A 22507-nucleotide genomic window follows, 5' to 3' on the forward strand; every position below is an offset into this window, starting at 1 on the left:
TGTGGTCGGGTGGTGCGGCGCCATTGCTTGCGAGCATCGAGTGCTCCGTTGGCGAGGGTGTGGGAAAAACGTCAGGCGCGCTCGCCGTCCCTCACCCGGTAGGTCGGCTTGTACATGGTGACGAGTTCTTCCGCCGCAGTCGGGTGCACGGCCATCGTGCGATCGAAGTCATCCTTGGTCAGCCCGGCCTTCAGCGGAATGCCGAGAAGCTGCGCCATCTCGCCGGCATCAGGCCCGAGGATATGGGCGCCGAGCACCTTTTTCGAGGCGCCGTCGACCACCAGCTTCATCAGCATCTTTTCGTCGCGGCCCGACAGCGTGTTGCGCATCGGCCGGAAGCTGGCGCGGTAGACCTCAACGTCGGAAAAACGCTTTATGGCCTCGTCTTCCGACAGGCCGACCGTGCCGATCTCGGGCTGCGAGAACACCGCTGTGGCGATCGTTTCATGGTCGGGCGAGGTCGGGTTGCCCTTGAAGGCGGTCTCGACGAAACACATCGCCTCATGGATCGCCACAGGCGTCAGTTGCACGCGGTTGGTGACGTCGCCGATCGCCCAGATGTTGTCGATGCTGGTGCGCGAATATTGGTCCACATGGATAGCGCCGGTCCTGGTCATCTCGATGCCGACGCCCTCAATCCCCATGTTTTCGGTATTGGGCAGACGGCCGATGGCGAGCATGACCTGATCGACCGTCAGCACCTTGCCACCGGTGACGACAGCGTCGAGGCGCCCGTCGGGACGCTTCCTGACCCATTCGGACACGGCATGGCAGAGGATTTTTATCCCCTTCTTTTCCATCGTCTCGTGCAGCATGCGCCTGAGATCCATGTCGAAGCGAGAGAGGATCTCCTTGCCGCGATAGACCAGCGTTGTGTCGACGCCGAGGCCGTGAAAGATGTTGGCGAATTCGACGGCAATATAGCCGCCGCCCTCGATCATGATCGCGTCAGGCAATTCCTTGAGATCGAAGGCCTCGTTGGAAAAGATACAATGCTCATGGCCGGGCAGAGCCGGGTGCGGTGCCGGGCGGCCGCCGGTGGCGATGAGAATCTGATCGGCGGTGACGGTGCGGTCCTCGCCGAGAAGATGCACCGCATGCGGATCGACGAGCATGGCGCGTGACTGAAACGTCTCGCCGCCGGCGCCTTGGACATTTTTCCTGTAGATAGCTTCCAGCCGGCTGATCTCGCGATCCTTGTTGGCAACCAGTGTCTGCCAGTCGAAGCTCGCCTGCGGCACGGTCCAGCCATAACCGGCGGCGTCGGCAAAGTGCTCGGGAAATTGCGAGGCATAGACATAGAGCTTTTTCGGCACGCAGCCGCGGATGACGCAGGTGCCGCCATAGCGGTATTCCTCGGCGATGCCGACGCGCTTGCCGAGTGCCGCCGCCACGCGCGCCGCCCTCACCCCGCCGGAGCCGCCGCCGATGACGAAAAGATCGTAGTCATAGACGGCCATGGCGCGGCTCCTTGCCCTTCAAAATGTCTGAGACAGGTAGGCTGCGAACCGCCAAAAGAAAAGCCCGGACGCCGCGCATCCTGTCGGACGCGCAACGGAGGCGGGCTTTCCGGTCCAGCAGCGATGACGCCGCCGGAAACAGGCTCAGTTCTTCGGTGCTTCCGGCTGCGTGCCATCAGCAGGAGCCGCGGCATTTGACGGTGCTGTGGCCTTTGCCGCCGCGGCCAGCGTTTCGCCGACCTGCTGGGCGAGATCGCGAGCGAGGCCGTTCTGCCATATCTCGGCGGCCTTGAGCAGCTCACGCGTCACGGCCTGGCCGCTGTCGAGCAGTTTCTTGCCGGTATCGGAATTGTAGAAAGCGGCGATTTCGGTAAGCTCTTTTTCGGAAAATACCTTGGCATAGGCCAGGGCCGCTTCCTTCTCGAGATCGGCGCGGCGCGAGGCCAGCGCCAGAGCCTTTTCGCTAACCGTTCTGCCGATCAGCTCCTGCATGTCCGGGTTCTTTTGGATAAGCTGCTGCTGAAGCGCGGCGGCGGCCTGCGGCAGGATGTTGTCGAACGGGTCCGTCGCGTCGATCGCCGCGACTGCGGCGCGGGCTGCCTTAAGATGCCCTTCGCTGACGTCCTGCGAGAACGCCGGCGATGAAAACGCAAAGACGGCTGAAGCTGCCAGAATTGCAGAAAAACGGCGAACCCGGTTATGCAACATCATGATCGGTAGAACTCCCTGGTTTTCGGGCGGCATGGACGGTTTGGACGCCGTCGCCGGCTATGATGGCCGCTGATGCCAGCCCGATGAAAAGACCATGCTCGACCACGCCCGGAATGGCATGGAGAGCATTCGAAAGCGCTCTTGTATCCGGAATGCGGCCAAAAGATGCATCGAGGATAAAATGGCCGCCGTCTGTAACAAAAGGCTGGCTTCCCGTCATCCTCAATGTGACGGGGCCGGAATGGCCGAGCCTTCCGGCTGCCGCGGCGACCGCGATTTCAGTGGCACGCAGGCCGAACGGGTTGACCTCGATCGGCAGTGGAAAACGGCCAAGCGTCTCGACCATCTTCGAACGGTCGGCGATGACGATCATGCGGGCGGAAGCCGCCGCCACGATCTTTTCACGCAGCAGCGCACCGCCGCCGCCCTTGATCAATGTAAGCTCCGGATCGATCTCGTCGGCCCCGTCGATGGTAAGATCGAGCTCGGGCGTTTCTTCCAGCGTCGACAGCGGCACGCCAAGCTCGCCGCAGAGGATGGCGGTGCGCTCCGAGGTCGGCACGCCGATAATGGTAAGGCCGGTGGCGACCTTTTCGGCGAGCAGCCGCACGAACTCTTCGGCCGTCGAGCCGGTGCCGATGCCAAGCCGCATGCCATCGCTGACATGGGCAAGTGCCGCCCGCGCGGCCTCGACCTTCAGTTGCCTCGCATCCATGCTTTGCCCCGGATTTCGCTTGTTTCGGCGCTCCTAGCATCTTTGCCCGTCCGGTCAAAGACTTTGCCCTGTGGATTGACGCCCTGTGGATTGAGCCGGCACGGCTTGCCTGGATGGGCTGCAGCGGCTATCGCCTGCAGGCAGCGCAATCGTCACAGGACATGCCATGACCCGACCGATCATCGTGTTCGACCTCGACGGGACGCTGGTCGACACAGCGCCGGACCTGCTCGACAGCCTCAACCACAGCCTTGCCGCCAGCGAACTCGCAGCCGTCGACGAGGCCGGCTTCAAGCGCTTCGTCGGCCATGGCGGCCGGGTGATGATCGAGCGCGCGCACGCCGCGCAGCAGAGATCGCTGGTGGTAGAGGAACACGACCGATTGCTAAAGCTGTTCCTCGATCACTACACCGACAACATCCCGGGCAAATCGCTCCCCTACCCCGGCGTCGTCGAGACGATCGCGCGATTCGAGGCGGCTGGCTATCTCCTGGCCGTCTGCACGAACAAATACGAAGCCAACTCAGTGGCGCTGATCGAGGCGCTCGGCCTGGCGAAGCATTTCGCGGCGATTTGCGGTCAGGACACGTTTGCGTTCCGCAAGCCCGACCCGCGCCATCTGACCGAAACCATCGTGCTCGCCGGCGGCGATCCGCACCGCGCGCTGATGGTCGGTGATTCGCAGACCGACATCGATACGGCGAAGGCGGCCGGCATTCCCGTGGTGGCGGTGGATTTCGGCTACACCGACCGCCATGTGCGCGAATTCGAACCGTCGGCGGTGATCTCGCATTTCGACGCGCTGACGCTTGGTCTGGCCGAACGCCTGATTGCCGCTGCCGGGCACTGAGCGCGACGGCGACCGGACCGTTCCCGGCGTGGTTGCATTCGGTCTTCGTCGGAACGCCAGCACATCGCCTTGACTTCCCCGGCCGGCCTCCCTTATATCGCGGCGCGCTTGGCCTTCGGGCAACGAGCGGGCGATTAGCTCAGCGGGAGAGCACACCCTTCACACGGGTGGGGTCGCAGGTTCAATCCCTGCATCGCCCACCAATACCCGCTTCCGGTACAAAGCTACCATCCGCTTCGGAGCCGCCTACGCTTCGAACTTCCGCCTCATCGCCAGGTTTGCCATGACTTGGTCATACGACTCGCCAGGCAGCCGGGGACACATCACAAGGCGCTCGTTACCCTTGGAATCGCTCAAGCTGCACATTGAACGCGGCCGGGAGAAAGTTGACGGACGATAAAATCGTCCTAGGTGAACTGCTATCTCAGTGGCCCGGGAACTGACGAGGGGAAATCGCCGTCGACCTGCTGCTCCGACCAGGTGAAACTGCGCAATTGCAAATGCGTCCGGCTTCCGCGAACATTGCTGGACCCCATCAAGGGCCCGTAGCGGCCGACCCGAAACTGAGCGCTGGCTTCCCGGCCCGCTGTCCTGGCGGCCTCGCCTTGGATCCAGCCAGCGTCCTTAAAGTCAAAAGGGAGGAATATCAGATGAAACTGACAAAACACCTTGCCGGTGTGGTGATCGCGTCGACCTGTCTGTGTGCGCCCGCGCTGGCGCAGACCAGGTTGACCATGTGGTATCACGGCGCCGGCAATGAGGTGGAGTCGCGAATCCTCAACCAGATTATTTCCGACTTCAACACCAGCCAGTCCGACTGGACGGTGACCATCGAGAGCTTCCCCGAGAAGAGCTATAACGATTCCGTCGCGGCGGCGGCCCTGGCGGGCAACCTGCCCGACATCCTGGATGTGGACGGGCCCGTCATGCCCAATTGGGCCTGGGCCGGCTATCTGCAGCCGCTGCCGATCGACGAGAGCGAGTTCGCCGACTTCCTGCCCGGCGCCAAAGGCGTGTGGGATGGCAAGCTCTATTCGGTCGGTCTGTGGGAGGCGGCGGTGGCGCTTTTTGCACGCCAATCGACGCTGGATGAATTGGGCTTGCGCACCCCGACCCTCGACAAGCCTTGGTCGCGCGAGGAATTCATGGCCGCGCTCGACGCTGCCAAGGCCTCCGGCAAGTATGAATTCGCCCTTGATCTCGGCATGAACGACCAGGCCGAGTGGTATTCCTACGCCTTCTCGCCGTTCCTGCAGAGCTTCGGCGGCGACATTGTCGACCGTTCGACCTACAAGACGGCGGAAGGCGCGCTGAACGGCGAGGCTGCGCAGGCGTTTGGCAAGTGGTGGCAAGCGCTGTTTACCGGAGGCTATGCGCCTGGCACCAGCGAGGACCCGGCCGATCAGCAGACCGGTTTCATCGGCGGCAAGTTCGCCTTCCAGTGGAACGGCAACTGGCGCGCGGTGGCAACGATGGAAGCCGTGGATGACGTTGTCTTCCTTCCAGCCCCCGATTTCGGCGCCGGCAACAAGATCGGCGCGGGATCTTGGCAATTCGGCGTGTCGGCCAAGTCGAAACATCCGGAAGGCGCTGCCGAGTTCATCAAGTTCGCCGCGCAGGACAAGTACCTGGCCGCCTTCTCCGACGGCATCGGCCTGATCCCGCCGACGCCCTCGGCGGCGCAGATGACTAAGAACTACAAGGATGGCGGCCCGCTCGCGGTGTTCTTCGACCTCTCCAAGGCACAAGCCCTGGTGCGCCCGGTCACCCCGGGCTACGTGGTCCAGGCCAAGGTCTTCACCAAGGCACTGGCCGATATCGCCAATGGCGCCGACGTGGCCGACACGCTTGACGCGGCGGTCGACGAGATCGACGCCGACATCGAAAGCAATGGTGGCTACGGTCACCGCTAGTTCTGTCGCGCCGGGGTCCTCGCCAGCCGCGGACTCCACCCTCTGTGGCTTGCTGGGCGGATACCGCAAATGGCGTCGAAGCTAACCCTGTCGAACCGGGCGGGCTGGACATTCGTCCTGCCGGGCTTCGCACTTATCTTCACATTCATCGTGCTGCCGTTTTTCTTCGCGATCGGTCTGTCATTGACAAATCAGCGGCTGCTGTCGCCGAACCCGACCCAGTTCGTCGGGTTGGAAAACTATCAGCAGCTCCTGGGCCTTGCTGTGGTGACCCTCAAGCCAGAGCGCGACGATGCTGGCGAAGTGGTCCGAAACGAGGCCGGTGAAATCCAGTATCCCCGCCTGCGTGAGATCACCCGTAGCGACGACTATCCTCAGTATCGCGGCATGCGCGAGTGGTTTCGCTGGCAGTCCGGCGAAAACGTCATGATCGTCATCGCCAGCGACGTCGTGTTCATGAAGGCGCTGGTAAACACCTTCCTGTTCGTCCTGGTCGTGGCGCCGGTACAAGGCAGCCTCGCGCTGATGCTTGCTTTGCTGATCAACCACAAGGTCAGGGGCATCAACCTGTTCCGGACCATCTACTTCATGCCGGTGGTGGTCTCCATCGTCGTGGTCTCGCTCCTCTGGCGGTTCATCTATGACGGCCAGAACGGGCTGTTGAACAGCATCCTCCAGGCCCTCACCTTCGGCCTCTTCCAGCCCGTCGACTGGCTCGGCAATCCCTCGACGGCGCTGCCCGCAGTCATGGCCATGTCGATCTGGCAGGCCGTCGGCTTCCACATGGTCATCTGGCTGGCGGGGTTGCAGACGATCAGCCCCACGCTCTACGAGGCCGCCGCCATTGAGGGGGCTTCGAGATGGCAGACCTTCCGCTATGTCACCTGGCCGGGCCTGCGCAACACTGCCATGCTTGTGCTTGTCGTGATCACCATGCAGGGCTTCGCGCTTTTCGCCCAGATCGACGTGATGACCAATGGCGGTCCGCTCGACAGCACCCAGACCCTCGTCTTCCAGGCGGTCGAGCGCGGCTACGGCAAGCAGGACATCTCAGGCGGCTCGACCATCTCGGTCATCCTGTTCGCGATCGTGCTGGCGATCTCATTCATCCAGCGCTGGCTGACACGGGAGCGTTAGGATGGCCTTCGATCCCGACAATTACGGCCTCAGGCTGTTCGTCCGCTATCTGGTGCTGTGCCTGATCGCGCTGATCTTCGTCTTTCCGCTCGTGTTCATGATCAACTCGAGCTTCAAGCCGGACAGTCAGCTTCTCGCGGACACTTCCAGCCTGCGTGCATTCCTGCCCGTCGGGGACATCAGCCTCAACAACTATTTCGGTGCGTTCCGGCGGGCGCCTGTCGGCCTGTTCGTCCTAAACTCGGTTCTGGTCACCGGGGTGACCGTCCTTCTCTCGCTGCTGATCTGTTCGCTGGCCGCGTTCTCCTTTGCTTTCCTGCGGTGGAAGGGGCGCGATGTCCTGCTCTCGATTGTCATCGCGACGCTGATCATCCCTTTCGAGACCATCGCTATCCCGCTCCTGCTGCTGGTCTCGAAACTGCCCTGGATCGGGCTTGATGGGCTGCATTGGGGCTGGCTCAATAGCTACCGGGTGCAGATCATCCCGTGGATCGCCGACGGACTGACGATCTTCCTGTTCGTGCAGTATTTCAAAGGGCTGCCGGGCGAACTGATTGAGGCAAGCCGGGTGGAGGGCGCGAATTGGTGGCAGGTCTACTATCGCGTCGTCATGCCGCTTTCAGGGCCGGTACTGGCGACTGCCGCCATCCTGAAATTCCTCGTCATGTACAACCAATATCTGTGGCCGCTGATCGTGGTGCAGCAGGAAGGCTATCGCCCGGTCATGGTCGGCCTCGGCTACTTCTTTCAACTCAACGTCGCCTGGGGCGAAGTCATGGCTTATCTCACCCTTATCACCGTCCCGGTGCTGGTCTTCTACCTGTTGCTGCAGCGCGCCTTCATCGCGTCGATCGCCTCGACCGGCGTGAAGGGCTGACTGCATGGCTCTCGCGCTCAAACGCCAGTGGATCTGGGACGGCCGGTCAGCCCCATTCCTCAAGGCCGACCAATCGATCGGAGACCCCCGAATTGCCGCACATGAATCAGGAAACGGGAGCCATCGCTCATGGCTGAGGTCTCACTCAAGGGCGTCAAGAAATCCTTCGGTCGCGTCGAAATCATCAAAGGCGTCGATATCCACATCAACGACGGCGAGTTCGTCGTCTTTGTTGGACCGTCGGGCTGCGGGAAGTCCACGTTGCTGCGCATGATCGCCGGACTCGAGGACATAACCGAAGGCACCCTCGAGATCGGAGGCCGGGTGGTCAACCAGCTGCAGCCCAAGCAACGTGGTGTTGCGATGGTGTTCCAGAGCTATGCCATCTTTCCGCACATGACCGTGCGCGAGAACATCGCGTTCGGCCTTACGATCGCCGGCGCTTCCAGGCAGGAAAAGCAGCAGAAGGTGGCCGAGGCCGCACGCATCCTGCAAATGGAACATTTGCTCGACCGCCGGCCAAGTCAGCTTTCGGGCGGCCAGCGCCAGCGCGTCGCCATCGGGCGCGCAATCACCCGGAAACCGGCCGTATTCCTGTTTGACGAGCCGCTCTCCAACCTCGACGCTGCACTGCGCATGGACATGCGCATGGAAATCGGCCGGCTGCGCAGGCAACTGGGCACAACTATGATCTATGTCACCCACGACCAGGTCGAGGCGATGACGCTGGCTGACAGGATCGTCGTGCTGAAGGACGGTCAAGTCATGCAGATCGGAGCGCCGATGGAGCTCTATCACGAGCCGGCCAACAGGTTCGTAGCCGGCTTTCTCGGAGCCCCGTCGATGAATTTCCTGAACGTCGACGTCCTCGCCCTCGATGGCGAAGCGGCAATGGTTGGCAACCAATCCCTGGAGCCGATCAGGGTAGCGACCAGAAGACGCGCCTTCCGGAAAGACGGCAAGGCCATCCTGGGTGTCCGTCCGCAGCACCTCCGGCCGGTGCAATCTGGAAAAGGCTTGCTGCATGGCATCGTGGCACATGCCGAGCGATTGGGCAGCGAGACGGTCGTCGACCTGACACTTCGCGATAACAGCGAACTCATTGCCGCCTTCAATGAAGATAAGGTCTTTGAACCGGGTGACGCTCTGGAACTCACGTTCGACACGGCCTTGGCCCACCTCTTCCCCGACGAAGGTGAGTTGCAGACGCATTAGCATGAGCAAACGACAATGCGTCGGCGCAATTCGCGGGTGTCCATTCCGGAACCCGGAACAAACCTGCCCGGAACAAACCTGCATGGCCGCGAGTTTCTACTTTCGCGAGAAGCGAGGGAAAGCCATGTTCAGACTTGTTTTGGCGACAGGCGTCGTAGTTCTCTTTTTCGGTGAACCGGCCCTTGCCGCAGACGGAAGTCCGTTGCCGCCGCAGAATGCCAGGAAACTCTCGGAGATAATCGCCAAGGTCGAGCAACGCGACGACTTTCGCTACGTCGACGAGGTCGCTTGGGACAGCGGCGCCTACACCGTTACTTATTACACGACCGACAAGGCGAAGGTCGAAATCACCTACGATCCGGTGACAGCCGAACCCAAATAGATCGCCCCTCCAGGCAATAGGTGCCCAGCTCGGCGACACTGATGGCGGCGCGGCCGGGTTCCGGCGCCCGCTCTCCCTGCGTTAGCATCCTCACATCGCCGGCGAGCGCACTGCTTCCGTGCTGTCGAGCGCCTGCTGCAGCCGCGCGTCGCGGTCGTAGACGTCGCTGAAATATTCGACTTTGCCGGACATATCAGGCCAGGCGGTGAAATAGGCGACATAGACCGGGATCCTGCGCGCTACCTTCTCCGTCGCATGTCCGTGCTTCAGCTTCTCCGCGATGTCATCGACCGAGGTGCCGAGCACGGCCGCCGCCATGCCGCGCGGATCCTGCAGGCGAACGCAGCCATGGCTGAGCGCGCGCATGTCACGCTGGAAAAACGTCTTTTGCGGCGTGTCGTGCATGTAGATGGCGTGCTTGTTGGGGAACAGGATCTTCAGTTCGCCCAGCGCATTGGCCTCGCTCGGCAGCTGGCGCACGCCATAAGGTATCTTCGCGCCATAGGCGCCCCAATTGACCGAGGAGGAGGGAATGCGTTTGCCGCGCGCGTTGACCACTTCGTAGCCGGCGCGGTCAAGATAGCCGGGATCCCTGCGCAGCCGGGGCAGCATCTCGTTGACGAGGATCGACTGCGGCACGCCCCAATAGGGGTGGAAGTCGACCTGCTCGAGCTGGTCGTAGAAGAAGGAAGTCTGGTTGGTGGTCTTGCCGATGACGACGCGGGTCTTCAGCTTCTCCTCGCCATTCTCGATGTAGCTCGCGGTAAAGGCTGGCTGGTTGATGAAGACACGCGGGCTGCCGAGATCGGATGGCAGCCAGCGCAACTCTTCCAGCGCGACATGCACCTTTTGAATCTTGTCGGCCTTGGACGTCCCGACCAGCGCCGCGACGGTGCGCGGACCGATGACGCCGTCGCCTTTCATGCCAGCCTTTTTCTGAACCGCCTTGATGACCGGCACCAGTTCCGGATCATAGACCTCGCTGGTGGCGAGCCTGGCCAATATCTCGCCATAGGCGCCGCCCATCTCGTCGTCGAGATTGCGCGCGATCTTCGCCAGAAGCTTCGGCAGTTCGGGGCTGGTCTCCCCCGGCTTCAGCAACAGCTTGGGATCGACGACGATCTCGTCGTCGGCGCTGGCCTGGAGTGATTCCAGTTCGACGCGCAGCGCCTGATATTCGGCGTTCTGCGGATGCCGCGATTCGAGATAGGTGCGCACTTGCTGGGTGCGCGTCAGCGTTTTCAGCACGCCTTCCATGTCGAGCGGCTTGACCGGGAAATCATAGTAGCCGGTGATGCGATTGGGATCGACGCGGCCGCTTTGCGCGTCGTGGACATAGCGCAAGACGCGCGCTGACAGCGCCATCTCGAAGCGGACGAGTTCCTTTAGCCGCGCATCGGCGCTGCCGGTCGATGCGCCGGCGGCAGGCACTTCAACCGTATAGTCGGCCGGCGTGAGGCCATAGCTCGTCGCCTCGCCAAGCACCCGCACCGCATCTTGCGCGCGGCTGTTCGCATTGGCTGCCGTCACCCAGATGAAATCCGGATTGGCCGCGTAATAGGCGACGAGCGCCTTGGCGATGTCCTTCTCGGCGTAGAGCTCGTAGTCATCCAGTCCGGCAATCGCTTCGCGGAAGGCCGCGCCGGTGACGGAAGATGGCTGGAATGCGGCGTCCTGTGGCATTGCCGGCTCCGGCGCTGCCGTCAGCGTCGAGAAGTCGACGCGCACGAGCGGATCGCTCTTGTAGGTGTAATAGGACGGGCTGCGAATCCGAGAGGCAGCGGGCGCTGCCGCATATGGCTTGTATTTCGGCCTCTGCCTTGATGGCGGCAGGGGGTAATCACCTCGCGGCGAATGCCTGACACCACCGCCGAAGAGCCTCTCGAAAAACCCTTGCGCGTCTGCCTGCGGCACGCCGAAGGCCAGCATTGCCGCGACCGCCGCAAGCGGCATCACGGTTGCTTTGTTTCCGAGGAATTTCATGGAATCACCCGCTCCGGCTGCAGCCGGCTCCCGTTCCGCATCGCTTGACGGTCTCGCCACCGCATCATGGATGTAGGGCGCGACTACACCGATTCATACTGATTTCGTTAAGCTTTCATAAATTTCATAAGGTCTGTTGCAGAACAGTTTCACAACGGTGGCAACCCGAAACGAATTGGCTCCGCTCCGGTTCCAGCAAATAGCGCTCGGGTCAGGCGACCCCGCCGCGGCGATGGGAATCAGCGCGCCCGGCCCCTACGCATTCGGCTGCAAGGAAGCGCTCTTCCTCGAAGCGCTCAATCTCTGCACGCAGGTCGAAGCCGCCGATGTTAATGCAGCGATACCGGCTGCCGGTGTTCGGCAACGAAGCCGACCGCACGCTCGACCACGCCCTTGTCGGCGAGGATGCGGCGGTGGCCGAGCCCGTCGGCCCAGTAAAGCCGCACATGGTCGCCGGCCCCGGCATAGAGCCTGGCATGGTCGGCGGACACTTCGCGGTCGTCCGGCGCATGGATGACCAGCGCTGGCACCGGCGTGCTGGCAAGCTGCCGGTCGCCGGTGAATTCGTGCAGCGGCCGGCCGGCGATGCGTTCGACCCGGTCGGCCATGGCGGCCTGCGAGCGTGGGCCGACACTGAGCATGCGGCTGAAATCGTTGAAGATCTCCGGCAGCGAGCTCGGTGCCGCGATCAGCACCAGCCGCTCGGCCGCCAGCGGCGGAACGTCCTTGACCGAACCGGCGACGGCATTGGCGGCGACGGCACCGCCGAAGGAATGGCCGACGACCGCCACGAATGGGCCGAACCATTCGCCGGTCAGCCGTGCGGCTTCGACAGCGCTGACCAATGTGAGCCGGCGGCCCTGCGATTGGCCGTGGCCCGGCAGGTCGAGCGAGACAACCTTGTAGCCGGCGTCACGATAGGCTTCGATCAGCGTGCGCATGTATTCGGTGCGCGAACGCCAGCCATGGATGACGAGCACCGTGCCGGCGGCCCGCCTGCCCGGCTCTGGCCTGAATTCATGCACCATGACGCAGCCGTTCTTGGTCTTCAGCCGATGATGGCGCGCCTCGGCCATGAAGCCGGCGGCGCGGTCGACGGCGCGTCGCTCGCCGTCGCTGAGAATTTTGGCGTTCGGCGTGCGGCAGAACAGTTCGAATGCCGCGCGCCCGGTAAGGCGGGGAGCCACATGTTCGGCGGCGGCAAACACGCCCCGGATGACCTTCAATCCAAATGATGCCATAGTGGCGATCCATCCATTCGTTCAAGCATGAACATAATAGTTCAAACATGAACATTAAACAAGAGCTGCCCTGGGACAACCCGCGTTTTCGCAACTGGGTCGCGGTGGCGCGCGCCTGCCATGTCCTGGAGCGCACGCTGGCAGTGAAGCTTGCGCCGCTGGACCTGAAGCCGGCGCAGCTCGACGTGCTGATGAACCTTTACCGCCATCCCGGCATGTCGCAGCACGATCTCGCCCGCCGGCTGCTGGTCGGCCGTTCCAACATCACCATGCTGCTGCCGCAACTCGAGACACGCGGCCTGCTGCGCCGCGAAGGCGATCAGAAGGACAAGCGCGTGCTGCGCCTGACCCTGACCGAAGCCGGCACGGAACTGCTGATGCAGGCGCTGAAGGTCCACATGGCGCTGATCGAGAAAGCGATGAGCCAGTCGACGCCGGAGCAATGCGACATGATCGGCGAGCAGATGCGAAAGATTGCCGACGTGCTCAAGGAAGCATGACTGGAGCATCGGACCCAAAAGCCCGCCCTCGAGCCCGCCCCGGGGTGGATATCGGTTTTGGGAAAATCCGATGCTCAAACAAAGGATGGCGCTCGCGGAGCGACCCACTCACCACATCGACTTTTTCGCGCGCTCCGGCCATTCCCTGTCGTAAGCCTTGCCGTCGATGCCTTTCCGGCTGGTTATTTCCAGGATTTTTCCGGGTGTCGGCAGCGACTTCGGGTCGACATGCCTCGCCGGGTTCCACAGTTCCGATCGGACAATGGCGCGGGCGCACTGGAAATAGACCGAATCGACATGGATGACCGTGACCGAACGCGCCGGTCGGCCGTCGACGCTGAACGAGGCGCACAGCGCCGCATCCGTGGTGATGTGGGCGCGGCCGTTGACGCGCAGCGTCGTGCCGCAGCCTGGGACCAGGAACAACAGGCCGACGCGCGGATCGCGAATGATGTTTTTTAGCGAATCGGCACGGTTGTTGCCGCGCCGGTCCGGCATCATCAGGGTTTTCGGATCATGGATGCGGACGAAGCCGGCGAGATCGCCGCGCGGCGAGCAATCCAGGCCTTCCGGCCCGCTGGTCGCGAGCGCGGCAAAAGCCGAGGCCTCGATGAAGGCGGCGTATTCGGGGATCACATGGTCGAGTTCCTTGACCATCGAGGTCTCGCCGGGCAGGCCATAGAGCGCTTCGAGCTGCTCGACCGTGGTGATGACGGACATGTTTTCGCCTCCGAGTATCCGCAGCCGCTACTCCAATTCCGTGACGTCTTGACGACACGTGCTGCACCTCATTTCGACCGTCTGGAAACGGGTGTCGATCCCCCAATATTAAGGGTAAGCCACGTTGATAGCACGATCCCGCAACGGAGACGGAAAATGGATAAACCCTTCGATCGGCGACGTACCGCCTTGGAACTTCTCGAAAATATGTTCGAGGCTGAGATGCGCTTCCTGCAATCAGGGTCGGAGAGCCTCGATATCCTTGCCAGCGCGTTTCACGCGGAAGTTGTCGTGCATGAGCCGCAGTCCCTGCCCTATGCCGGCGACTGGAATGGCCTCGACGGCGTTGGCGCCCTTTTTCGCAAGATGCGGGAAATCTGGAGCGACGTGACCGTGGAAAGCCTTCAGGCCGCCCAAAACGATGACATGGTATTCATGAGCTGCACACTTGCGCTGACATCGCGGGCCAATGGTGCAACCATCAAACAGCCATTTGCCGAAGTCTTGCGCTTCAAGGATGACCGGCTGATCGAAGGCACGCCGTTTTATTACGACACCAGCGAAATACTGGCGATCCTGCGTTGACCGGAGCGTCCCGCCCGAACCATTCAACGATCGCGGCTTAGCCCCTTCTCTTCCAGCTCGGCGAGATAGGCGGCCCAGCGTGCGTCCTTCTCATGACCCAGCGTATGCAGGTAGTTCCAGGTGAAGATGCCGGTATCGTGGAAATCGTCGAAGGTGATGCGGACGGCATAGTTGCCGACCGGTTCGATCTTCAGGATCGCAACGTTGCGCTTGCCGGGAACGGTCACGCGCTGTTCGGGCGAATGGCCCTGCACTTCGGCCGATGGCGAGGCAACCCGCAGCAGCTCCGCCGGCAGCTCGAACGGCTGATGGCCAGGGAACGTTACGGTAAGCAGCCTGCGGTCCTTCGAGACCCTGAGTTCCTTCGGCGCCGTCATGGTGATAGGTTCCACATCATCTGTCCTTTCCCTACGCCGCTTCGCGCAGCGGGAAAAGGCCGCTTCGAAACTTCCGACACGATCTGTCGGCGGTGTGATGTTGCCTAATGCATGTCGCGCAAAATTGTGCAGCGGTTTTTGCGATAACGACATGCATAAAACAACAACCTAAAGCGCGTCGTATGAGGCCGGTCGAACGCGACGCGCTTTAGGAATCGGAACTTCTTGACTTGAATGGTTGGTTGGATCGTATCACATAGCCATATATAACGAAGCCGTTCGCAGCCACGGGAAACGCACCAGCATGGACATGATCGATCCTTTTGGTCGCACGATCAGCTATCTGCGCGTTTCGGTCACCGACCGCTGCGACTTCCGCTGCACCTATTGCATGGCCGAGGACATGGCTTTCCTTCCCAAGAAGGATTTGCTGTCGCTGGAAGAGCTCGACCGGCTATGCACGGTTTTCATTGAAAAGGGAGTCAGGAAACTGCGTCTTACCGGCGGCGAGCCGCTGGTGCGCAAGAACATCATGCATCTGGTGCGCCAGATTTCGCGTCATCTCGAAAGCGGCGCTCTGGACGAACTGACGCTGACCACCAACGGCTCGCAGCTTTCGCGCTTTGCCGCTGAACTCGCCGATTGCAGGGTCAAGCGCATCAACGTCTCGCTGGACACGCTGGACCCGGAAAAATTCCGTCAGATTACCCGCTGGGGCAATCTCGACAAGGTCATGGATGGCATCGACGCCGCGCAGGCAGCGGGACTGAAGGTGAAGCTCAATGCGGTGGCGCTGAAGGATTTCAATGACGCCGAACTGCCCGAGATGCTGCGCTGGGCGCACGGCCGCGGCATGGAATTGACTGTCATCGAAACCATGCCGATGGGCGAGATCGACGCCGACCGCACCGACCAGTATCTGCCGCTGTCGCTGCTGCGCGCAGCACTCGAGCGGCAGTTCACGCTGACCGACATCCCCTACAAGACCGGTGGCCCGGCCCGCTACGTCCACGTCGCCGAGACCGGTGGCAGGCTCGGCTTCATCACGCCGATGACGCATAATTTTTGCGAAAGCTGCAACCGCGTCCGGCTGACCTGCACCGGCACGCTCTATATGTGCCTCGGCCAGGAAGATGCCGCCGACCTGCGCGCACCGTTGCGTGCATCCGAAGGCAACGAACTGGTCGCCGACGCAATCGACGAAGCCATTGGCCGCAAGCCAAAGGGCCATGATTTCATCATCGACCGCCGCACCAACCGTCCGTCGGTATCGCGGCACATGAGCGTCACCGGCGGCTGATCTTCCTGGTCGCACCGCCGAAATAAATCCTGCCGCTCTTGCGAGGAGGTTGTAACGAGCCGCCGAAGGCCGTGGACCAGCCCTTTGACGTTGCTGTCTTGCCGCCGGCTGGTAGAGGCTTGATGCAGGACCACAGTGGTAACGCCTTTGCTTTTTTCCCCAAATCTTCGCGGTGCACTGTTCATGGTGGTGGCGATGAGTGGTTTCACCCTCAACGACGCGATCACCAAAGTCGCGTCGGAATCCATGAACATGGCGCAGGTCATGCTGATCCGCGGCGCCTTCGCTTCGCTTTTCGTGGGCCTGCTTGCCTGGCAACGCGGTGCGCTTGCCCTGCCCGGCTCGATGCTGCAGCCGATGGTGGCGATACGCGTGATCGGCGAAGCCGGCGCTACCGCGTCGTTTCTCATCGCCCTTGCCCATCTGCCGATTGCCAATGTCTCGGCCGTGCTGCAGGCGCTGCCGCTGGCGGTGACGATGGGCGCAGCACTTGTGTTCAAGGAAGGCGTCGGCTGGCGGCGCTGGCTGGCCATCGCCATCGGTTTTGCCGGCGTGCTGATCATCGTGCGGCCCGGCTTCGAGGGGTTCAGCATCTATTCGCTGCTGGCACTGGCCTGTGTCGCCTGTTGTGCGGTGCGTGACCTCGCCACCAAGCGGATACCGCAAGCCATTCCGACATTGCTGGTGTCGACCACCACGGCAGTCGCCATGACCGTGCTCGGCGCGGCGCTGCTTTTGCCGATGGGCGGATGGACACCGATGACGGGGGAAAGCACGGCGTTCCTGGCATTGGCGGCAGTGCTCGTGGTCATCGGTTACCAGTTCATCATCATGGCGATGCGGGTGGGCGACATCTCGTTCATCGCGCCGTTCCGCTACACGGCCCTGCTCTGGTCGATCCTGCTTGGCCTGTTCATCTTCGGCGACGTTCCTGACCTGCCGATGATCCTCGGCGCCAGCATCATCGTCTGCTCCGGCCTCTACGCACTTTACCGCGAACGGATCGTCGGCCGGCGCAAGACAGCCGCCGAAAGCGCTGGACCTGATATGGCGCCGGACGGCATATAGGCTTGCCGTTCGCCACGAGTGACATTGTCCGTGTCGAGGGACTGTTGCAGAGCATGAAGTCATGATGAGACGCGTCTTCGGTATCACCGGCTGGAAGAATTCCGGCAAGACGACACTGACCGAAAAGCTGGTCGCCGAACTCGTCCGGCGTGGCTGGAAAGTCTCGACGGTAAAACACGCCCATCATGCCTTCGACATCGACAAACCGGGGGCGGACAGTTTTCGCCATAGGCAGGCCGGGGCCACTGAAGTCGCCATCGTGTCGGACAGGCGCTGGGCGCTGATGCACGAATTGCGCGGCGAGGACGAGCCGACGCTGGATGCGATCCTGTCGCGGCTCGGCACCGCCGACATCGTGCTGGTCGAAGGCTACAAGCGCGAGGCGCACAGCAAGATCGAGACGCGGCGGATGGAGGCCAAGGACTGGGCACCGCTTTCGGCAAATGATCCGCACATCGTCGCCATCGCCGCCGACTTCGCCATAGCCGACGAAAGCCTGCCTGTCTTCGATCTCGACGATACCAGATCGATAGCCGACTTCATCGAGCGCGCGACAGGTTTGACGCGCTGAGGGTACTTGCCGAAGAAGCATCGGCCGCCCCCTGTTTCCCCGTTGCCCCCCTGTTTTCCTCGGTTGTTTGCCTGCCGCAACGTCAGCATTGTCCGGCAATGCGAAACCCGCAAGCAACGGTTTTACAGTTGCTTTTTCTTGGGAAAGAATGGGAGTATCGCGCCAGCGGGCGGTCAACAGAACCGCCCACAGAGCCGCTCGGAACGACGGCCGGGGACATACAGAGAGGACTATCATGCGTACTGCACTGCGTATAGCGCTCGCCGCATCGGCGGCGCTGCTGACATTGGGCGTTGCCCAGGCTCAAGAGAAAACCTTGAGGATCGGCTCGGAGGGAGCCTATCCGCCGTTCAACAACCTGACCGCTGATGGCCAGCTCGTGGGCTTCGACATCGATATCGCCAAGGCGCTTTGCGACGAGATGAAGGTGACGTGCACTTTCGTCGCGCAGGATTGGGACGGCATCATCCCGGCGCTTCAGGCCGGCAAGTTCGACGCCATCGTCGCCTCGATGTCGATTACGCCGGAGCGTGCCGAGAAGGTCGACTTCACCAACAAATACTACAACACGCCGCCGGCCATCGCCGCGCCCAAGGACAGCGATATCAAAGGCGTGACCAAAGAGGACCTGGCCGGCAAGACGATCGGCGTGCAGGCGTCCACCACCCACTTCAATTATTCAACCAAGACTTATGCCGACAGCACAATCAAGCCGTACCCGACCGCGCAGGAATACCAGCTCGATCTCGCCAATGGCCGCGTCGATGCGGTCAACGACGACATCACTGTCATCGAAGGCTGGCTTGCCACGCCGGACGGCGCCTGCTGCAAGCTGATCGGCGCGATCACGCCCGACATCGAGATCCATGGTCCGGGCGCCGGCATCGCGGTACGCAAGGGCGATACCGCGTTGGTCAATCAGTTCAATAAGGCGATCGACGCCATCCGCGCCAACGGAAAGTACAAGGAAATCAACGACAAGTACTTCAAGTACGACGTCTACGGCGGCGAGTCCTGATCCTTCCGGGTTGACGGCGAACGGCGGGACATCCCCGCCGTTTGCGCAAGGCGCGGCGCGCCAGGGCTGACGCCGCGCTCTCAAAAAAAGCATAGAGGAGAACAGGCAGGCGGATGCAAAGCGTTTGGACGCTGCTCAGTTGGGGACCCGAAGGCTGGCTCGACGACATCGCCTATGGTGTCTTCATCACCGTTTTGCTTGCAGCCGCGACCCTGCCTGTCGGTCTGATGATCGGCTTTCTGGTCGCACTGGCCAAGCAATCCAACGAACCGTCGCTGCGGCTGGCCGGCAATATCTACACCACGATCTTTCGTGGATTGCCTGAGCTGCTGACCCTGTTCATGATCTTTTACGGCGCGCAAATCGGCATCCAGCAATTGATGCGCCTGTATGACCCGACCGCCGCGGTCGAAGTGAATGCTTTTGTTTCCGGCATGATCGCGCTCGGCGTCGTCTTCTCGTCCTACGCCAGCGAGGTCTTCCTCTCGGCATTCCGCGCCATCCCGAAGGGACAGTATGAGGGCGGCTATTCGGTTGGCCTGTCGGGCGGGCAGACGATGCGACTGGTGGTGCTGCCGCAGCTTATCCGCATCGCCCTGCCGGGTCTTGCCAATCTGTGGCTTATCTTGCTCAAGGACACTGCGTTAGTTTCGGCGATTGGCCTTGCCGATATTCTGCGGCAGACCGGTGTTGCTGCCCGCGTGACCAAGCACGCCTTCCTTTTCTATGGATTTGCGGCCCTTATCTATCTGCTCCTCGCCATCATATCGTCTTTCGGCATCAATGCCATTGAACGCAGGGTTGGCCGACAACAGGTGCAACGATGAGTGCGGCAGCGGCCGACGTGGCGACCAAGGTCGAAAAACCGCCGGCAATCCCGCGCGGCTGGTCCCGGCAACGTGTATTGGGATATGCGTTGGTCGGTCTCTGGATCGTGCTCGGCATCGGCATGATTGTATACTTGGTCGAGGCTTGGAATTCCGAACTCTTCCAAAAATACGCCCCGGGCTACATCTCTGGCCTGGGAGTGACCCTCACGCTTGTCGCTGTGTCGATCGTATTGGGAGCCGTTCTTTCAGTTCCTGTCGCGTACGCGCGGATGTCCAGGAACCGGACCCTGTCCAGCTTTGCCTACGCTTACGTCTACTTCTTCCGCGGCACTCCGCTTTTGACCCAAGTCTTTCTTATCTACTATGGAGTGGGTTCGTTTCGACCGGCACTTGAAGCTGTCGGCCTGTGGGGCTTTTTTCGCGAAGCTTGGTACTGCGCCATTTTCTCGTTCACACTCAATACAGCAGCCTATCAGGCTGAGATCCTGCGCGGCGCAATCGAGAGCGTGCCCAGGGGCCAGTGGGAAGGCGCTGCCTCGCTTGGCCTGCACAAATTGCAAACACTGCGCAAGATCATCCTGCCACAGGCATTGATCGTGGCGCTGCGCCCCTACGGCAACGAGATCATCCTAATGATCAAGGGCTCGGCCATCGTAGCCCTCATCACCGTCTATGATCTGATGGGCATCACGAAGCTCACCTATTCGCGGACTTTCGACTTCCAGTCCTATGTCTGGGCGGCGATCATCTATCTGATCATTGTCGAGATACTCCGCCACGCGGTCGAGTGGATAGAACGGCGCATTACCATACATCTGCACCGCTGACTCCCATAGCTTTGCCTGATCCGCTAAGAAGGCCGGAAACAGGATTGAAGGGATTCGAAAACATGGCATCGGTGGCATTTCTCGGTCTTGGCGTCATGGGCTATCCAATGGCCGGACATCTCCGGAACAAGGGCGGCCACGACGTCACCGTCTACAACCGCACCAAGGCAAAGGCCGAGCAATGGGTTGCCCAGCATGGCGGCAGTGTTGCCGACGCGCCGGCTGAGGCCGCCGACGGCAAGGATTTTGTCTTTTGCTGCGTTGGCAATGACGATGATTTGCGCGCGGTGACGATTGGAGCCGAGGGTGCGTTCCAGTCGATGAAGAAGGGAGCCATCTTCATCGACAACACCACGGCCTCGGCTGAAGTCGCGCGCGAACTGGCGGAGAAGGCGCAAGTTCGCGGTTTCTCGTTCCTCGACGCACCGGTCTCCGGCGGTCAGGCCGGCGCCGAAAACGGCATCCTGACCGTCATGGTCGGCGGCGAACAGAAAGCCTTCGAGCAGGCGAAGCCTGTCATCGATGCCTATGCCCGCATGGTCGGGCTGATGGGCCCGGCCGGCTCGGGCCAACTCACCAAGATGATCAACCAGATCTGCATCGCCGGCCTTGTCCAAGGGCTGGCCGAAGGTATTCATTTCGGAAAGAAGGCTGGGCTCGACATCGAAAACGTCATCGAGGTGATCTCCAAGGGCGCGGCCGGCTCATGGCAGATGGAGAACCGCCACAAGACGATGAATGCCGGCAAATATGATTTCGGCTTCGCTGTCGACTGGATGCGCAAGGATCTCGGCATCTGCCTGGCGGAGGCCGACCGCAACGGCGCCAAGCTGCCGGTGACGGCACTTGTCGACCAGTTCTACAAGGATGTGCAGGGGATGGGCGGCAAACGCTGGGACACGTCTTCGCTGCTGGCGCGACTGGAGAAGTAGGTTTTGTCGTGGCCGAGCTTTCGCCTCAATCCAGCGCCGAGGAGATTGTCGCCCATCTGCGCTCGATCGGCTCGCAGGAGAATCGCCTTGGCATGCTGCGCTACGGCATCAAGATCGAACGTGCGCTCGGAATCCCGCATGGCGTCCAGCGGCAGATTGCCAAGAAAATCAAGTGCAACCATGAGCGTGCCTTCGAACTATGGGAGTCGGGCATCATGGAAGCGCAGTTCATCGCTTCCGTCACAGCCGATCCGAAGCGGTTTTCTGCTGCGGATGCAAGACGATGGGCGGCGACTTTCGACTCGTGGGATATCGTCGACGGCGTCTCCGACCTCTTTGTCGATTCGGATTGCTGGAAGGAGCTGATAGAAGAGTTCGCGGCCGACGAACACGAGTTCGTTCGACGCACGGCTTTTGCCATGATGGCCTGGTCGGTCGTCCACCGGAAGAAGGAGCCAGAGGCGACCTTCCTCGACTTCCTGCCGATCATCGAAGCGCACGCCGCCGATGGCCGTAATTTTGTGAAGAAGGCGGTGAACTGGGCGCTTCGCTCTATCGGCAAGCGATCGGTGAATTTGCACGGCGCTGCCCTTGCCTTGGCACAGAAGCTTGCCGGTTCGACCGACAAGACGGCGCGCTGGATCGGCAAGGACGCTGTACGGGAGCTTTCCGATGCCAAGACGCTCGAGCGGCTCGCCAGGAAAGGCTGACCGGAGCCAGATCCGTTTTACCGAGGTGACGCGATTGACGCGCGCCGATTTCGAGAACCTGTTCGAGCAGCCTGGCGGCCCGAAATATTGCTGGTGCATGGCCTGGCGCCACCTCGAAAACCGCGAGCACGCGTCCAACGATGAGAGGAGACGGGCCATGATGGCGCTCATCGAAGCCGGCACGCCGGTCGGTATCGTCGCCCATGCCGAAGGCAAGACCGTCGGCTGGTGCTCCGTGGCGCCACGCGAGACCTATCGCAAGCTGTCGCAGGAGCAGGACGACAGCGAGGCGGGCGTCTGGTCGATCGTTTGCTTCTATGTGCCGAGGGCGTCGCGCGGCCGTGGACTGGCAAGCGCCCTGCTTGACGCGGCCATCGATCACGCCTTCGCCAAAGGCGCCAGGACCATCGAGGCCTATCCGGTCGACCAGGCATCGCCGAGCTACCGTTTCATGGGCTTTCGAGAGATGTTCGTGGCCCGCGGATTCCATGAGATCGGCATGGCTGGCTCGCGCCGGAATGTGATGCGGCTCCAACGTTGACGCTGTCGGCGACGGCAGCTTTACTCCTGTCAAATGGAGAGCAC

At 61.7% G+C, this 22507-nt stretch carries 24 protein-coding genes and 1 tRNA gene; 18 read left to right on the forward strand and 7 right to left on the reverse strand.

The features are described 5' to 3' along the window. Positions 1-71 precede the first annotated feature (71 nt). The 3 genes from gor to rpiA all read right to left on the reverse strand — a co-directional run bounded on the left by gor (position 72) and on the right by rpiA (position 2886). A complete protein-coding gene (gene gor, locus AC0L2C_RS21325) occupies positions 72-1460 on the reverse strand; it encodes a glutathione-disulfide reductase (protein WP_128169533.1) in 1389 nt (462 codons plus the stop codon). A 144-nt stretch (positions 1461-1604) separates the two neighbouring features. Beyond that, positions 1605-2171 carry a DUF2059 domain-containing protein gene (locus AC0L2C_RS21330; protein ID WP_023801849.1) on the reverse strand — a complete coding sequence of 189 codons (567 nt, stop codon included), beginning with the start codon at positions 2169-2171 and terminating at the stop codon, positions 1605-1607. Then, entirely contained in the window at positions 2158-2886 is a 729-nt protein-coding gene (gene rpiA / locus AC0L2C_RS21335; protein ID WP_473524354.1) for a ribose-5-phosphate isomerase RpiA, read from the reverse strand. The genes AC0L2C_RS21330 and rpiA overlap by 14 nt, the downstream gene beginning before the upstream one ends. 166 nt (positions 2887-3052) lie before the next feature. Here rpiA and AC0L2C_RS21340 point away from each other — a divergent pair, with 166 nt between their 5' ends. The 7 genes from AC0L2C_RS21340 (at position 3053) to AC0L2C_RS21370 (ending at position 9260) form a co-directional block, all read left to right on the forward strand. Then, positions 3053-3736 (forward strand): phosphoglycolate phosphatase, encoded by a 684-nt coding sequence (locus AC0L2C_RS21340; protein ID WP_023801851.1) that lies wholly within the window; start codon positions 3053-3055, stop codon positions 3734-3736. A gap of 128 nt (positions 3737-3864) precedes the next feature. Beyond that, positions 3865-3939: transfer RNA gene (locus tag AC0L2C_RS21345), tRNA-Val, on the forward strand. A 447-nt stretch (positions 3940-4386) separates the two neighbouring features. Further along, positions 4387-5649, forward strand: a complete 1263-nt coding sequence (locus AC0L2C_RS21350; RefSeq protein ID WP_473524355.1) for an ABC transporter substrate-binding protein — start codon at positions 4387-4389, stop codon at positions 5647-5649. A 69-nt stretch (positions 5650-5718) separates the two neighbouring features. Then, complete coding sequence (locus AC0L2C_RS21355; RefSeq protein WP_473524356.1) at positions 5719-6786, forward strand: carbohydrate ABC transporter permease; 1068 nt, start codon at positions 5719-5721, stop codon at positions 6784-6786. 1 nt (position 6787) lies between these two features. Then, the gene (locus AC0L2C_RS21360; RefSeq protein WP_473524357.1) at positions 6788-7663 is read left to right on the forward strand and encodes a carbohydrate ABC transporter permease; all 876 of its coding nucleotides are present in this window, start codon (positions 6788-6790) and stop codon (positions 7661-7663) included. Between the two features lie 129 nt (positions 7664-7792). Next, entirely contained in the window at positions 7793-8878 is a 1086-nt protein-coding gene (locus AC0L2C_RS21365) for an ABC transporter ATP-binding protein (RefSeq protein WP_473524358.1), read from the forward strand. A gap of 124 nt (positions 8879-9002) precedes the next feature. Then, complete coding sequence (locus AC0L2C_RS21370; RefSeq protein ID WP_027151749.1) at positions 9003-9260, forward strand: PepSY domain-containing protein; 258 nt, start codon at positions 9003-9005, stop codon at positions 9258-9260. A gap of 90 nt (positions 9261-9350) precedes the next feature. On the opposite strand, the gene AC0L2C_RS21375 is transcribed toward AC0L2C_RS21370, so the two are convergent. Together AC0L2C_RS21375 and AC0L2C_RS21380 are read right to left on the reverse strand one after the other, a co-directional pair. Next, on the reverse strand, positions 9351-11243 hold the full coding sequence (locus AC0L2C_RS21375) for a L,D-transpeptidase family protein (RefSeq protein ID WP_473524359.1): 1893 nt from the start codon (positions 11241-11243) through the stop codon (positions 9351-9353). Positions 11244-11572: 329 nt separating this feature from the next. Continuing rightward, positions 11573-12484 (reverse strand): alpha/beta hydrolase, encoded by a 912-nt coding sequence (locus AC0L2C_RS21380; protein WP_473524360.1) that lies wholly within the window; start codon positions 12482-12484, stop codon positions 11573-11575. Positions 12485-12531: 47 nt separating this feature from the next. Here AC0L2C_RS21380 and AC0L2C_RS21385 point away from each other — a divergent pair, with 47 nt between their 5' ends. Further along, complete coding sequence (locus AC0L2C_RS21385) at positions 12532-12984, forward strand: MarR family winged helix-turn-helix transcriptional regulator (RefSeq protein ID WP_091590958.1); 453 nt, start codon at positions 12532-12534, stop codon at positions 12982-12984. Between the two features lie 108 nt (positions 12985-13092). On the opposite strand, the gene AC0L2C_RS21390 is transcribed toward AC0L2C_RS21385, so the two are convergent. Further along, a complete protein-coding gene (locus AC0L2C_RS21390; RefSeq protein ID WP_473524361.1) occupies positions 13093-13704 on the reverse strand; it encodes a pyridoxamine 5'-phosphate oxidase family protein in 612 nt (203 codons plus the stop codon). Between the two features lie 48 nt (positions 13705-13752). Between AC0L2C_RS21390 and AC0L2C_RS21395 the strand changes: the two genes are divergently transcribed. Further along, positions 13753-14289: a nuclear transport factor 2 family protein gene (locus AC0L2C_RS21395; RefSeq protein ID WP_473524362.1), complete on the forward strand. Its 537-nt coding sequence runs from the start codon at positions 13753-13755 to the stop codon at positions 14287-14289. Positions 14290-14312: 23 nt separating this feature from the next. Here AC0L2C_RS21395 and AC0L2C_RS21400 read toward each other — a convergent pair whose 3' ends face one another. After that, a complete protein-coding gene (locus AC0L2C_RS21400; RefSeq protein WP_023801862.1) occupies positions 14313-14666 on the reverse strand; it encodes a gamma-butyrobetaine hydroxylase family protein in 354 nt (117 codons plus the stop codon). A 304-nt stretch (positions 14667-14970) separates the two neighbouring features. On the opposite strand from AC0L2C_RS21400, the gene moaA reads away from it, so the two are divergent. The 9 genes from moaA to AC0L2C_RS21445 all read left to right on the forward strand — a co-directional run bounded on the left by moaA (position 14971) and on the right by AC0L2C_RS21445 (position 22463). After that, on the forward strand, positions 14971-15966 hold the full coding sequence (gene moaA, locus AC0L2C_RS21405; protein WP_473524363.1) for a GTP 3',8-cyclase MoaA: 996 nt from the start codon (positions 14971-14973) through the stop codon (positions 15964-15966). A gap of 147 nt (positions 15967-16113) precedes the next feature. Next, positions 16114-17034, forward strand: coding sequence for a DMT family transporter (locus tag AC0L2C_RS21410; RefSeq protein WP_287241942.1), 921 nt, complete (start codon positions 16114-16116; stop codon positions 17032-17034). Positions 17035-17095: 61 nt separating this feature from the next. After that, on the forward strand, positions 17096-17605 hold the full coding sequence (gene mobB / locus AC0L2C_RS21415) for a molybdopterin-guanine dinucleotide biosynthesis protein B (RefSeq protein WP_473493228.1): 510 nt from the start codon (positions 17096-17098) through the stop codon (positions 17603-17605). A gap of 235 nt (positions 17606-17840) precedes the next feature. Beyond that, positions 17841-18623 carry an ABC transporter substrate-binding protein gene (locus AC0L2C_RS21420; protein WP_027151758.1) on the forward strand — a complete coding sequence of 261 codons (783 nt, stop codon included), beginning with the start codon at positions 17841-17843 and terminating at the stop codon, positions 18621-18623. Positions 18624-18736: 113 nt separating this feature from the next. After that, positions 18737-19450, forward strand: a complete 714-nt coding sequence (locus AC0L2C_RS21425) for an ABC transporter permease (protein WP_023801867.1) — start codon at positions 18737-18739, stop codon at positions 19448-19450. Further along, positions 19447-20280 (forward strand): ABC transporter permease, encoded by an 834-nt coding sequence (locus tag AC0L2C_RS21430; RefSeq protein ID WP_473524364.1) that lies wholly within the window; start codon positions 19447-19449, stop codon positions 20278-20280. The genes AC0L2C_RS21425 and AC0L2C_RS21430 overlap by 4 nt, the downstream gene beginning before the upstream one ends. 62 nt (positions 20281-20342) lie before the next feature. After that, entirely contained in the window at positions 20343-21212 is an 870-nt protein-coding gene (locus AC0L2C_RS21435) for an NAD(P)-dependent oxidoreductase (protein WP_473524378.1), read from the forward strand. 8 nt (positions 21213-21220) lie between these two features. Beyond that, the gene (locus tag AC0L2C_RS21440; RefSeq protein ID WP_473524365.1) at positions 21221-21922 is read left to right on the forward strand and encodes a DNA alkylation repair protein; all 702 of its coding nucleotides are present in this window, start codon (positions 21221-21223) and stop codon (positions 21920-21922) included. After that, a complete protein-coding gene (locus AC0L2C_RS21445; RefSeq protein ID WP_473524366.1) occupies positions 21885-22463 on the forward strand; it encodes a GNAT family N-acetyltransferase in 579 nt (192 codons plus the stop codon). The genes AC0L2C_RS21440 and AC0L2C_RS21445 overlap by 38 nt, the downstream gene beginning before the upstream one ends. The last annotated feature ends 44 nt before the right edge of the window (positions 22464-22507 follow it).

The organism is Mesorhizobium sp. WSM4845 (assembly GCF_055811455.1).